Origin of the sequence: Aquabacter sediminis, assembly GCF_028863665.1 — a bacterium.
Taxonomy (GTDB): domain Bacteria; phylum Pseudomonadota; class Alphaproteobacteria; order Rhizobiales; family Xanthobacteraceae; genus L1I39.
In genome coordinates this window covers 220,745-232,701 of sequence record NZ_JARBFX010000003.1, presented here as the reverse complement: position 1 = coordinate 232,701, position 11,957 = coordinate 220,745, and the positions used below count along the sequence as shown (strand labels likewise).

At 65.2% G+C, this 11,957-nt stretch carries 11 protein-coding genes; 6 read left to right on the top strand and 5 right to left on the bottom strand.

Translation table 11 applies throughout. The annotated features are described in order from the left end of the window. Positions 1-464 precede the first annotated feature (464 nt). Positions 465-3,056 carry a response regulator gene (locus tag PV781_RS06810; RefSeq protein ID WP_274774879.1) on the bottom strand — a complete coding sequence of 864 codons (2,592 nt, stop codon included), beginning with the start codon at positions 3,054-3,056 and terminating at the stop codon, positions 465-467. Positions 3,057-3,570: 514 nt separating this feature from the next. Between PV781_RS06810 and PV781_RS06805 the strand changes: the two genes are divergently transcribed. After that, positions 3,571-4,242 (top strand): VIT1/CCC1 transporter family protein, encoded by a 672-nt coding sequence (locus PV781_RS06805; protein WP_274774878.1) that lies wholly within the window; start codon positions 3,571-3,573, stop codon positions 4,240-4,242. A gap of 19 nt (positions 4,243-4,261) precedes the next feature. Here PV781_RS06805 and PV781_RS06800 read toward each other — a convergent pair whose 3' ends face one another. Together PV781_RS06800 and PV781_RS06795 are read right to left on the bottom strand one after the other, a co-directional pair. Then, positions 4,262-4,468, bottom strand: a complete 207-nt coding sequence (locus PV781_RS06800; RefSeq protein WP_274774877.1) for a hypothetical protein — start codon at positions 4,466-4,468, stop codon at positions 4,262-4,264. 15 nt (positions 4,469-4,483) lie between these two features. Beyond that, complete coding sequence (locus PV781_RS06795) at positions 4,484-5,047, bottom strand: MgtC/SapB family protein (RefSeq protein WP_274774876.1); 564 nt, start codon at positions 5,045-5,047, stop codon at positions 4,484-4,486. 827 nt (positions 5,048-5,874) lie between these two features. Here PV781_RS06795 and PV781_RS06790 point away from each other — a divergent pair. Then, positions 5,875-6,264: a helix-turn-helix domain-containing protein gene (locus PV781_RS06790; RefSeq protein WP_274774875.1), complete on the top strand. Its 390-nt coding sequence runs from the start codon at positions 5,875-5,877 to the stop codon at positions 6,262-6,264. 50 nt (positions 6,265-6,314) lie between these two features. On the opposite strand, the gene PV781_RS06785 is transcribed toward PV781_RS06790, so the two are convergent. Continuing rightward, on the bottom strand, positions 6,315-7,184 hold the full coding sequence (locus PV781_RS06785; protein WP_274774874.1) for an IclR family transcriptional regulator: 870 nt from the start codon (positions 7,182-7,184) through the stop codon (positions 6,315-6,317). A gap of 14 nt (positions 7,185-7,198) precedes the next feature. After that, complete coding sequence (locus tag PV781_RS06780; protein WP_342455438.1) at positions 7,199-8,410, bottom strand: CaiB/BaiF CoA transferase family protein; 1,212 nt, start codon at positions 8,408-8,410, stop codon at positions 7,199-7,201. 206 nt (positions 8,411-8,616) lie between these two features. On the opposite strand from PV781_RS06780, the gene PV781_RS06775 reads away from it, so the two are divergent. The 4 genes from PV781_RS06775 (at position 8,617) to PV781_RS06760 (ending at position 11,887) form a co-directional block, all read left to right on the top strand. After that, positions 8,617-9,453 carry an oxepin-CoA hydrolase, alternative type gene (locus tag PV781_RS06775; RefSeq protein ID WP_274774873.1) on the top strand — a complete coding sequence of 279 codons (837 nt, stop codon included), beginning with the start codon at positions 8,617-8,619 and terminating at the stop codon, positions 9,451-9,453. Continuing rightward, positions 9,453-10,283 carry an SDR family oxidoreductase gene (locus PV781_RS06770; protein WP_274774872.1) on the top strand — a complete coding sequence of 277 codons (831 nt, stop codon included), beginning with the start codon at positions 9,453-9,455 and terminating at the stop codon, positions 10,281-10,283. Before PV781_RS06775 ends, PV781_RS06770 begins: the two co-directional genes overlap by 1 nt. 10 nt (positions 10,284-10,293) lie before the next feature. Further along, complete coding sequence (locus PV781_RS06765) at positions 10,294-10,758, top strand: MaoC family dehydratase (RefSeq protein ID WP_274774871.1); 465 nt, start codon at positions 10,294-10,296, stop codon at positions 10,756-10,758. 148 nt (positions 10,759-10,906) lie between these two features. Beyond that, a complete protein-coding gene (locus tag PV781_RS06760; protein ID WP_274774870.1) occupies positions 10,907-11,887 on the top strand; it encodes a Bug family tripartite tricarboxylate transporter substrate binding protein in 981 nt (326 codons plus the stop codon). Positions 11,888-11,957 lie beyond the last annotated feature (70 nt).

Sequence of the window (11,957 nt, the reverse complement as noted above, 5' to 3'; positions counted from 1 at the left end):
GCGCGCCTTCCCTACGGACGATGAAAGGACCGCGTCGCAGTCCCCAGTGAGCCTCCACGCCAGGGTGGCGGCACCGGGAGCCGGGGGGAAGCCTTTTTCTACCCGTTCAGGGGCGGAACGCTCTGAAATCATGAGATGGCGGAGGATCCTCGGGCAGGTGGGGCGGCGGCACGCATTGCGCTGCCCTTGTGGGGAAGCATTACCTTACGTCAATGCGACCGAACCATGGCGCCGCGGTCGCACTGTCGGCCTTTCAAGGCCAGAAGGCCCGCCCCAGGAGTGAGCCAAGGCGCAAACGGAGGCTGTGCGGCACACGCATTTCTCGGCTTGGGCGCATCGGAGCTCGGCAGGCGCCCGCCCCAAGGCGCGCCGCAGCGTCCGGTCTCTAGCCCATCGCGGTCACGCAGCGGGACGGACATGGCGGTGCTCTGTCCCCCACATGACATTTCTCGAGAGGCGAGGTCTCAAGAGGCCAAGGCGGCATCCACCACCGCCTTGAGATCCTTGAAGATATAGGGCTTGCGCAGAAGCAGGGCGTCGCCCGCATCGCTGACTGTGGCCTCGCCGGTGGCGAAGATGATGCGCATGTCCGGATGGGCCTGTCGGACCTTCAGAGCCAGGTCGCGGCCGCTCATGCCGGGCAGGTTCAGGTCGGTCATCAGCACGTCGGCGCTGGCGCGCTGGAGAAGGGTCAGGGCCTCCTCGGCATTGTGCGCCTCCAGCACCTGGTAGCCGGCATCCTTGAGCATTTCGCTCGCGGAGAGGCGGATCAGCGGGTCATCTTCCACCAGCAGCACTGTGCGGGCTTGGGTCGAGAGGGGGGCAAGAGAGACGGAGGCAGAAGCAGGAGACGTGGCAGTGGCAGGCACCGTATGATCCTCGCGGGTGGAGAGCGCCGTGGCCATGGTCTGCATGGCAAAGCGCTGGCGCTCATTGGCGAGGACATGGCGGATCTTTCGCGCCAGCGCCTCGCGTGTATAGGGCTTGGAGAGCAGCTCGACGCCCGCATCCAGCCGTCCGCCATGGACGATGGAGTTTTCCGTGTAGCCGGAGGTGAACAGCACCGCGATCTGGGGCAGGCGTTCCTTGGCCTTGCGGGCAAGCTCGGTGCTCTTGATCGGACCGGGCATGACCACATCGGTAAACAGGAGGTCGATGGGAATGCCGCTTTCCACGACGCTCAGGCCGGACTGAGCATCCACTGCCTTCAACACGTTGTAGCCGAGCTCGGTGAGCATCTCGACCACGGTGTTGCGCACCTCCTCGTCATCCTCGACCACCAGGATGGTCTCCGAGCCGCCGGAGACATTCGCGGCGGTGGGCACCACCTCCACATCCTCGCTCTCGATGGCCCGGGGCAGATAGAGGCGGATCGTGGTGCCTTCGCCCACCTCCGAATAGATCTTCACATGGCCGCCGGACTGCTTGACGAAACCATAGACCATGGACAACCCGAGCCCCGAACCCTTGCCCTCAGGCTTGGTCGAGAAGAAGGGATCGAACACCTTTTCCAAAAGTTCGGGAGGAATGCCGCAGCCGGTGTCGCTGACCGCGAGCATCACATACTGGCCGGGATTCACCTCCGCATGGGAGCGTGCATAATCGTCGTCGAGGGTGGCATTGCCGAGCTCGATGGTCAGCTTGCCCTGGCCGTCCATGGCATCGCGCGCATTGATGGCGAGGTTCAGGAGGGCGTTCTCGATCTGGGTGGGATCGATGAAGGTGTTCCAGAGGCCGCCGGAGGCAATGGTCTCGATCTCGATGCCCTCGCCGATGGCCCGACGCAGCATCTCGTCCATGCCGCGCACGAAGCGCGTCACGTTCACCACCTTGGGCTCCAGGGCCTGACGCCGGCCGAAGGCGAGGAGCTGGGAGGCGAGCTTGGCCCCGCGCGAGACGCCGGCCGAAGCGTTGGCGATCCGCCGCTCCGCCTTCTCATTGCCGGCCACATCGCGGGCCAGCAATTGCAGGTTGCCGGAAATCACCTGGAGCAGATTGTTGAAGTCGTGGGCCACGCCGCCGGTCAGCTTGCCCACGGTCTCCATCTTCTGGGCCTGGGCAAGTGCGAGCTCGGCCTGGCGGCGCTCCTCGATGGCTGCGGCCACCCGGCATTCCAGCGTCTCGTTGAGCGCCCGCAACTGCTCCTCCGCCCGCTCGCGGTGGCGGACCTGTCGTTCCAGCTCCTGGGCATGGTCGCGCAGGCGCTGCTCGGCCGCCCGCTGCTCGGTGATGTCCGTATGGACGCCGACCCATTCATAGATTTCGCCGGTGTCATCCAGCACGGGAATGGCGCGGATGGAGAAGGTGCGCCAGACACCATCATGGCGGCACACGCGGTGCTCGAAGATGAAGATGGAGCGGCTGTCCACCGCCTTGCGCCAGGCGATGATGGAGGGCTCGATGTCGTCGGGATGGACCGCTTTCGACCAGCCATAGCCCTGATAGTCCTCAAAGCTCTGGCCTGTAAGGGCGGCCCAGCCGGGCTGCTCGCCCACCATTTCTCCGTCGGCCGAATTGGTCCACAGCACGCCGCTGACCGCCGCCACCGCCCCCCGGAAACGTCGGTTGCTGGCGCGCAGGTCCCGCTCGGCCTTCACGCGCTGGGTGGTCTCCAGCACGGTGCAGAGCACCCCGCCAATGTTCCCGCGTTCGGTCAGGATGGGCGTATAGAAAAGGTCGAAATAGACCTGCTCGGGCACACCATGGCGCAGCAGGGTCATGGGTTGGTCGGTGAAGGACTGAACCTCCCCCCGCATGCCCACCTCAATGACGCGGCGGTTGAAGTCCCAGATCTCCGCCCAGATCTTGTCCACCGCCCCGCCCAGGGCTTCCGGGTGGTTGCCGCCCGCGATCACCGCATAGGCGTCGTTATAGATCATGATGTGGTCGGGTCCCCACATGAGGACCTTCGGCACGGGCGAGTTGACGATGGTGGAAACGGTGGAGCGGAAATGCTCTGACCACGTCTCGATGGGCCCCAGAGAGGTCTTGGACCAGTCACGGGAGGCGATGAGGGCGCCGCATTCGCCGCCAAGGGACAACCAGGAAAGAGGCATGGGAAAAAACGCGTTCACCGAGGTTCAATCCAGGACCCACTATGGGGGAGTTTGGAAGGCGAGGCGATAGGGTGCCGAAGGCCCGATGAGGGAGAGAGGAGCGGCTCGTGCGCCAGTCCCATGCGAGGGGGCAAAAGGGGGGCGAATTCTGTGAAAGGGGAGGGCTCGCGGAGGCTGCACCACCGCCTTCTGCCGGGGTGCCGCTCACATGCGCGGCGCGTGCCTTGCATAGCGACGGTCTCCCGGTATTGGTGATCCGCCCGCACGCGCCCCCCGCAGGTGCGTCTAGCCAGGTTCATGCTTCCCCCTCCAGCCTGCTCCCGACCGCGGCATGAACGCCCGGCCGGGAAAATTGTTCCGCGTCGATCCCAGAAAAAATTCATGGTGTCCGCGTCAACGCTTTCGGGCGAGGGTTGCCTCCGCGCAGCTTTCGTTCTCCACCGCCTCTTCTATGCTGTGCGGGCGAGGCCCGGGGCCGGGCCCCATGGCCGGGGGGTGCTCGCCGGGGCGGGTCATGACGGGTCTTGCGCGTTTAAAAGCCTCTTTGAAGGCCTCCATCGGCGATGTGGTCTTCGGCATGGAGGACGGCACAGTCTCCATCTTTGGGCTGGTTTTCGGCGTGGCGATGACCACCAACGATCCACGTACGGTGCTCATTGCCGGCGCGACCGGCGCGGCGGCGGCGGCGGTCTCCATGATGGCCGGCAGCTATCTGGATGCGGAATCGGTCCGCGATGCCCGGCGCGCCCGGCGCACCGCTGCGGTCTCAGCGGAAGCGGCGGCGGCGGAGGCGGCCAGTATCGCAGCCGCACTCAAGGCCGGCGGCATGGCGGCGGCGGATGTGGAGGCGGTGTCCGCCGCCCTTGGCCGCGCGCCGCGTGCCACCGCCAATTTGCGCGCGGAGCTGGCGGATGCCGAAGACGGCGCCAGCCCCACCTCACATGCCTTCTGGATGTTCGTGTCGGACCTTTTCGCCGGCTTCACCCCGGTGCTTCCCTTCGCCTTCCTGCCCATGGAGAGCGCACGGGTGGTCTGCCTCGTGCTCACCACCCTTCTGCTGGTGGCGCTGGGCGTGGGGCGGGGCCTTGTGGGCAAGCGCTCCCTCGTCCGTGCGACTCTGGAGACGCTTGGCATCGCCGCCTCCGCTGCCGTAGCCGGCGTCCTGATGGGGCGGCTGCTGTCGTGACCCGATCCGGCTCAGTGGCTCAGCCGTCATTCGAGGCGTTGAGCTCCTGCGGCGGAATGCAGTCCGGCTCACCCGCATCGGCCCGGCGGATGACCTCATATCCGGCCGTGCGCAGCGCGGACAGGACAGCCATCGCCCGCTGCTGGGAGAGGGCACTGTCGTGCCGCTGATCGGGATCAGGATTTGTCAGGGCCGTGGCGATCAGAGCAATGACGTCATCGTCCATATCGGGACACCTGCATTATCGCGTCCGGGCAGACGCTGAAGGATCATAACCTGGCGTGGCGGAACGCGAACCGTTGGGCACTTCCGGTGTCGCCGGGGATTTGCCCGCCTGGGCCTTGGCCTCCAGCCAGCGCTCCACCGGATGCACGATCACCAGCAGAAAAAGCGTGAGGCTGACGCCGGCGAGTATGAGCGGCCAGGACGCGAGGGCGCAGGCGATGCCCAGTGCTGCGGTCACCCAGACGGCGGCGGCCGTCGTGAGGCCCTGGATGCGCATCTGCGAACGGTTGACCAGCACCACGCCTGCGCCGAGGAAGCCGATGCCGGTCATCACCCCCTGGATGATGCCCTGCACCACGCGGCTGGTGGCGTCCGGATGACCCAATATGCCGTCCATGCGCAGGCTGACCACCCCGACCAGCGCCGAGCCCAGGCAAACGAGTCCGAGGGTGCGGATGCCCGTTGGCTTGCCCTTCAGGTCGCGGTTAAGCCCAACAGCCATGCCCACGACGACCGCCACCGCCAGACGCAGCGCGCGATCCAGATCCTGCGGGTCCATCTCAAGGCCAACCTCGGTCATGGGCTCCCCGTGATGTGATGCAAGAGCGGCGGAGTGCTCCCCGTGGTGGCTTACCCGTCCTGAGCGCATTCCGCAGGCTCCCCAGCGTCAAGATCAGGAACGGCCCTTTGTTCCGCTATAGGATGGGCGGACGTTTGCGTAACGGCGATATCGTGCATTTTTAGAACGTGTGGCGCACGATGGCTGTTTCCACGCGGTTTAGGCAAATCGGTGTAGCATGAGGCCGCAAAGATGAAGTCTTTCGCGCCTCGCTGGTTCCTATAATTTATCTAATAAAACAGATTTCCCCACCAAAAGTTTAGATGAAACACGCTTATGCCTAGACCTCTTGTTATTGCGATGTAAAAAAAAGCTGCCATTCCCGCAAAGGCTACCAGCCAACCGGTGAAAAAAATAAATTGCTCGACTGAAGGGTGCACTTTATAGTTGTGTTTTGGTCGTTGCTTTGGCACGATGCGAACTCCCTTCCTGCTTCGCGTGGCGGCCACCCGACGCAATGCACAGCTTATCGCGAGCTTGAGAATGGTCCAAAATGGACCTATATTTGCGTCCGTTTTAGGGTCGGATGCGCGAGATGTCGAATTTGGAAGGGGTTCCCCAGGGGCCTGTTCGGCCACCTAGGATTGCGGGGGTAGATTTCGTTGTTTTAATGTTCGCAATAGTTTGTGGGGTGATTTTGCTCGTTGTGTCCGGGGTCTCTTATTTTTTTGTCGCTGGAGTTGTCGGCTTTCACTGAGTGTTCGAGGTCGTCGTCCGGGGGGTTGGGCATTTAAAATGGAACAAAATGTGCCTAGCGACGTCGGGGTCTTATCGAACAAAATGTTCCAATGGACGTGTTCGCAAAAAACATTCAGGCTCGGGCGAGAGCGCTTGGACGCTCGAATGCTGACGTCGCTAGGGCGGTTGGCATTAATGAGCGCCGCTATGCGCATTACGCGACGGGGGCCCGCGAGCCAGACATGCTGACGCTCCTGAAAATCGCCGAAGCGCTGGGGTCGTCGCCCAACGAACTTTTGGGATTTGATCGCCTCGAAACGCGATCCGAAAATCTCCTGCCAGAGCGGCTTCTTATGGCAGCCCGGCAACTCCCGCCGCAGGATCTGGAGAGCATTGTCGTGCAGACCGAGGCGCTGCTTGCCTTGCGCCGATTTCAATCCAATGTTGCCGCGGCCACTCGTGCTGTAGCGGATCGCGCAGATGGATCGGCCGGCGCATAACGCCTCAATTGGGCCGTGGCGGTCGAATTAATGACCCCACCCTTCCTTAGTTATAAGTGTGCAGACTTTCTCTCCGAGGCTTGAGACTTCGGCATCAGGAAGGTGCCGGAATAGCGCAGGGATTGCGCTGCGCTGGCGAGCCGGGGGCCGAGGTCGGTCTCGAAATAATCCCTGTCCGCTCGATACTGCGGCACGGCGCAGGCGAGGGCGACGTAAAGTCCATCGGCGGTCAGGCCCAGCGGCGCGGCGGCCGCCACGAGATCGGGACGCCAGTCGCCATAGGAGACACAGAAGCCCTCCCGATGGCAGCGCGCCACTGCCTCGCGGCTCTTGGCTCCGGTGGCGGGGAATTCCTCGGGGTGCTGCCGTTCCCGGTCCGCGAACTTGGCCTCGCGGTCTTCATCCTCCAGCAGGGAGAGGAGGCACCAGCCCAAAGCGGAGCGGTAGAGCGAGCCGGTCTGGCCGATATCGGGCACATGGGGCCAGCCGGGCGGGCTGCCGGCGGTCTGGATGTGGACGAAGGAATCTCCGGACATGACGCCGAGGGAACAGTTCCCATTGCACATCTCCGCCAGCGCCCGCATGGAATGCAGCACCTCGTGGCGCCAGGGCATGGCGGACAGGACCGGATAGGCAAGCGAGAGCAGTTCAGGGGCGAGCCGATAGGTCTCGCGCGCGTCGCGGCGCAGATAGCCCAGGTGCATGAGCGTCTTGCACAGGCGGGAGACGGTGGGGCGGTTGAGCCCCAGCCGTCTCGAGATTTCGGCATTGCCGAGCGCCTGATCGTTGGGGCCAAAGCAGCGCAGCACCTCGATGCCGCGAATGAGCGTGGAGGACAGCGAAGGGTCGATGGCGGGACCCGCCGTCTCGTCCTCGTCCCCCTTGCGGGGCGCCCGTCCGCCCCCCGTCACCGCGCTCATGCGCCGGCCCCTTCTCAGATGATGTTCTTGTCCTTGAGGACCTGAATCTCGGCCTCCCCGAGGCCGACGAATTCCTTGTAGATGTAGTCGTTGTCCGCCGCCAAGTCCTTCGCCGCCCAGCGGATCCGGCCGGGGTTCCGCTTCAGGCGCGGCACCAGGCCCTGCATCCGCACGGTCCCGAAATCGGCGTCGGGCACCTCCACGATGGCCTTGCGGGCAACGAACTGGGGATCGGCGAAAATCTGGTCCACGCTGTAGATGGGCGCGAGCGTGCCGCTGGCGGCGCGGAAGGCATTCACGGCCTCTTCCTGCGTATGCGCGGCGATCCAGCTGCCGAAGATGCGGTCCAGCTCGCCGGAATGGCGCACCCGGGCGGCATTGGAGGCGAAGCGGGGGTCCTGCGTCAGGTCCGGTCGCCCGATGGCGCGCGCATTGTTGGCGAAGGTGCGCTCCGTGCTGCCAGCGAGCGAGACATAGCGCTTGTCGGCGGTGAGATAGACGTCGGAGGGGGCGGAATATTGGTTCCGGTTGCCGCTGCGCTGACGCACATGCCCGAGCTGGTCATATTCGATCGCCAGCACCTCGATGATGCGCAGCAAGGCCTCGGTGAGCGAGAGGTCGATCTCCTCCCCTCTCTCGCGGGGTGAGGATTTCACCCGCCAAAGGGCGGCCATGATGGCGAAGGCGCCGAAGAGGGCGCCGATGGGATCGCCAATGGGATAGCCGGTGTGGAGGGGCGGCTGGTCCGGCGGGCCGGAAATGCCCGCAAGACCGCCAATGGCCTCGAAAATGCGGGCAAAGCCCGGCAGGCCGGCATGGGGCCCATCCTGCCCGAAGGCGCTGGCGCGCAGAACGACGAGCCGCGGATTGGCCCGCCAGAGGGTCTCGATGTCGAGCCCCCATCGCTCCAGGGTCCCGGGCCGGAAATTCTCCACCACCACATCGCAGCGGGCCACCATGCGCAGGAACAGGTCCCGCCCCTCCGGGCGGCGCAGGTCCAGTGTACCGAAATGCTTGCCGCGATTGGTCACTTTCCACCAGAGCGGCTTGCCCTCCTTGAAGGGGGGAAAGCCGCGCAGGCCATCGCCAAGGCCGGGCAGCTCCAGCTTGATCACCTCGGCCCCGAAATCCGCCATCAGGGTGGCGGCCATCGGGCCGGCAATGATTGTGGCGATGTCCAGAACCCGCAGCCCGGCGAGCGGCCCCCCCATCTCGTTCGTTTCCATGTGTACTCCAAAAAACATATTATGGTTGTGATATTCAAATTATTTGAACATACAAGAATATTAGATCAAATTTTTGTTGCGTGAAGTCCCGTTAGGGCTATTTTGATCGGCAAGATCGGATGGAGAGCACCCCGTCGGAGTGGCCGCTGGAAGCGGCGCTCCGATTTCGTCCGGTCGCAAAACGGGGAGCGTCGAAGGAAGCGCCAATGGCAAAAGCCGAGCCGTCGCCAACCGTGGTGAACACCGCGCGCCTGAACAGCGTGCTGCTCATCACCCTGTCCGGTCCAGACAGCCGCAATGCCATCGGCCCTGCGGTCTACGAGGACGTCCGGGCGCACCTGATCGCGGCGGGCGGTGATCCCGGCCTGCGGGCCATTGTCCTTACCGGGGAAGGGGGCTTCTTCTCCTCGGGCGGAAATGTGCGGGCGCTGCGGGCCAGCGCCGGCGGCTCGCCGGCCGAGGCGGCACGAAACACCGACAAGTTGAATGCCATGGTCAAGGCCATCGTCGACTGCCCCAAGCCCGTGGTGGCGGCGGTGGAGGGGGGCGCGGCGGGGGCGGCGGTCTCGGTCGTGCTCGCCTGCGATCTCGTGGTGGCGTCGCGGGCAGCTGCCTTCACACTGGCTTATGTCCGGGTGGGCCTGTGCCCCGATGGCGGCGCGACCCATTTCCTGCGCGCCGCGCTGCCCCGGCAGATGGCGATGCAGATGTGCCTTCTGGGCGAGCCTGTCTCCGCCGAGAGGCTGGCGCAGTTCGGGCTCGTCAACGGGCTGACCGATCCTGGAGAGGCGCTGAACGGTGCGCTGAACCTGGCGCATCGGCTCGCGGCGGGCCCGCCCCGTGCCCTGGCGAACATCAAGCGCCTCGTGAATGTGGCCCCCGATACCGGCCTCGCCACCCAGATGGATCTGGAGGCTGAGGCACTGAACGCCGCGCGCTTTGGCGCCGAGGCGGCGGAGGGGCTGGCGGCGTTCCTCGAAAAGCGGCCGGCAAATTTCCCCGCCGCTGGGGGCAGGGGCCAAGCCGAAGGGGGAGGGACGTGATGGGCACGGGCTTGAAGGGACGTACCCTCTTCATCACGGGCGCGAGCCGCGGCATCGGCCGCCAGATTGCCCTTGCTGCGGCAGAGCAGGGCGCCAACCTGGTCATCGCGGCCAAGTCGGAGACCCCTCATCCCAAGCTGCCGGGCACCATCCACACCGTTGCCCATGAGGTGCGCGAGCGGGGCGGGGGGGCGTTGGCGGTGAAAGTGGACGTGCGCGACGATGATGCCCTGGCGGGGGCCATGACAGCCGCCGCCGAGACGTTCGGTGGCGTCGACGCGGTCATCGCCAATGCGGGCGCCATCCGCCTGGAGCCCGTGGCGGGGCTGGAGATGAAGCGCTTTGACCTGCTTCACGCGGTCAACAGCCGGGCGCTCCTGGCGTTGGCCAAGGCGGCCTTGCCCCATCTGGAACGGTCTGCCAACCCGCATATCCTGTCCATGTCGCCGCCGCTCAACCTCTCGCCGCATTGGCTGAAGCCCCATATCCCCTACACGGTGACCAAGTACGCCATGACGCTCCTGTGCCTGGGCATGGCGGAGGAGTTTCGGGACAAAGGCATCGCGGTGAACACCCTTTGGCCGCGCACCACGATTGCGACTTCGGCTGTGATGTTCGAGGTGGGCGCCGAATACATGGATCGCTCGCGCACGCCCCAGATCGTGGCGGACGCCGCGTGCCAGATCCTCGCCAGCCCGGCGCGCCAATCGACCGGCCGCACCTGGCTCGACGAGGACGTGCTGCGCCAGGCGGGCCAGACGGATTTCGAGGCTTATCGCAACAGCGCCGGTGCGGGCGACGTCGCCCTCGACCTGTTCGTGGACGCGTGAGGGAATGGTCATGGCGGCCTTGCCCATCGCGGATTATGCGGACCTGACCGGTGGGGAGCTTGGGGTCTCGGACTGGATCGCGATCGACCAGGACCGCATCGACCGCTTCGCGGCATGCACCGGTGACCATCAATATATCCATGTGGATCCCGAGCGTGCGCGCGCCTCGCCCTTCGGATCCACCATTGCCCATGGCTTCCTGATCCTGTCGCTGCTGGCACCCATGGGCCGAGACGTTCCTGTCCCGGAAGGGGTCGTGCTGAACGTCAATTACGGGCTCAACAAGGTGCGCTTCATCTCGCCAGTACCGGTGGGAAGCCGCATTCGCGGCCGGTTCGCCTTGGCGGCGTTTGAGCTTGTCGGGCCACGGCAAATCCAGTCGGCGATGACCGTGACAGTGGAGATCGAGGGCGCGGCGAAGCCGGCGCTGGTGGCGGAATGGTTGGTCCGCCGGCACTTCGCCGCCGATCTTTAGGGCGGTCCACCCGTCCTCGGCACCAGGGGAAGCCTGATGCCGCGACCGGAGCGGTGGACGGCGGCACGGCGCAGTCTCGCGTGAGCGACCAAGACAAAAAGAAAACGAGAAAAATCGATCGATCGGGGAGAACCCACGGGAGGAACCTATGATGATTTCGCGTCGTGTCCTGGTCCAGAGCGTGGCCACCTTGATTGTGGCGTCGTCGTCAGCACGCGTTATGGCAAAGGACGACTGGCCCGCCCGGCCTGTCCGCCTGCTTTCTCCTTATGGCCCTGGCGGCGCCAATGACATTTCCCTGCGCCTGCTCGCCGACCAGTTCGAAAAGGATATGGGAGGCAAGTTCATCGTCGAGAACAAGCCCGGGGCCGGCACGCGCATCGCCAATGCGGAAGCCGCGCGGGCGGCGCCCGATGGCTACACTTTCCTCTATGCCGCTGCCCCCTATGCCACCGCCGAGGCTCTGGCCGGCAAGCTCGCCTACGATCCCCGCAACGACCTGAAGCCGGTGGCGATGGCCGTCTTTGCGCCGGTCTTCCTCATTGTGAACGCCAAGGCGCCCTATAAGACGCTCCAGGACTTCATCGCCTACGGCAAGTCCCTGCCGGACGGTCTGACCTTCGGCTCGCCGGGCGTCGGCTCCCAGCCCCATCTGGCCGCCGAACTCTTCTTCAAGGACGTGGGCGTCAAGGGGCTGAACGTCCAGTTCCGGGGGGATGCGCCCGCTTATACGGAACTGCTGGCTGGGCGCATCGATGCGACTTTGACCGCCATCAGTGCCGCGTTGCCCCACATCGAGAGCGGCGCGCTGCGGGTGATCGCCTGCGCATCCGCCGAGCGGAGCGCCGTCTATCCCCAGGCTCCCACCTTCCGCGAACTGGGACTGCCCAATGTGGTGGCCACCGGCTGGTATGGCTTCATGGCGCCCGCCGCCACGCCCCCGGCCATCATTGGCGCCATGGAAAAGACGGTGCTCCAGGCCTTGGACAACCGCGACCTTCAGCAGAAGCTGGTCGCCCGTGGCCTGGAAGCCCATGCCGGCACGGCCGCTGAGTTTGGCCGCTTCATCGAGGAGGAGACCAGCCGCTGGACAAAAATCATCCGCGAGGCGGGCATTCGTGAGGAGTAGGCGGCTGGCCTGTGGCGATGACCGGCGGTGGACTGGAAGGCCAACGGTGCACAGCCGGACGCGCTCCAGC

Bases quoted from the DNA above. Each gene is read 5' to 3' on its own strand.
- PV781_RS06810 (WP_274774879.1), bottom strand. From the start codon at position 3,056: ATGCCTCTTTCCTGGTTGTCCCTTGGCGGCGAATGCGGCGCCCTCATC.
- PV781_RS06805 (WP_274774878.1), top strand. From the start codon at position 3,571: ATGACGGGTCTTGCGCGTTTAAAAGCCTCTTTGAAGGCCTCCATCGGC.
- PV781_RS06800 (WP_274774877.1), bottom strand. From the start codon at position 4,468: ATGGACGATGACGTCATTGCTCTGATCGCCACGGCCCTGACAAATCCT.
- PV781_RS06795 (WP_274774876.1), bottom strand. From the start codon at position 5,047: ATGACCGAGGTTGGCCTTGAGATGGACCCGCAGGATCTGGATCGCGCG.
- PV781_RS06790 (WP_274774875.1), top strand. From the start codon at position 5,875: ATGGACGTGTTCGCAAAAAACATTCAGGCTCGGGCGAGAGCGCTTGGA.
- PV781_RS06785 (WP_274774874.1), bottom strand. From the start codon at position 7,184: ATGAGCGCGGTGACGGGGGGCGGACGGGCGCCCCGCAAGGGGGACGAG.
- PV781_RS06780 (WP_342455438.1), bottom strand. From the start codon at position 8,410: ATGGAAACGAACGAGATGGGGGGGCCGCTCGCCGGGCTGCGGGTTCTG.
- PV781_RS06775 (WP_274774873.1), top strand. From the start codon at position 8,617: ATGGCAAAAGCCGAGCCGTCGCCAACCGTGGTGAACACCGCGCGCCTG.
- PV781_RS06770 (WP_274774872.1), top strand. From the start codon at position 9,453: ATGGGCACGGGCTTGAAGGGACGTACCCTCTTCATCACGGGCGCGAGC.
- PV781_RS06765 (WP_274774871.1), top strand. From the start codon at position 10,294: ATGGCGGCCTTGCCCATCGCGGATTATGCGGACCTGACCGGTGGGGAG.
- PV781_RS06760 (WP_274774870.1), top strand. From the start codon at position 10,907: ATGATGATTTCGCGTCGTGTCCTGGTCCAGAGCGTGGCCACCTTGATT.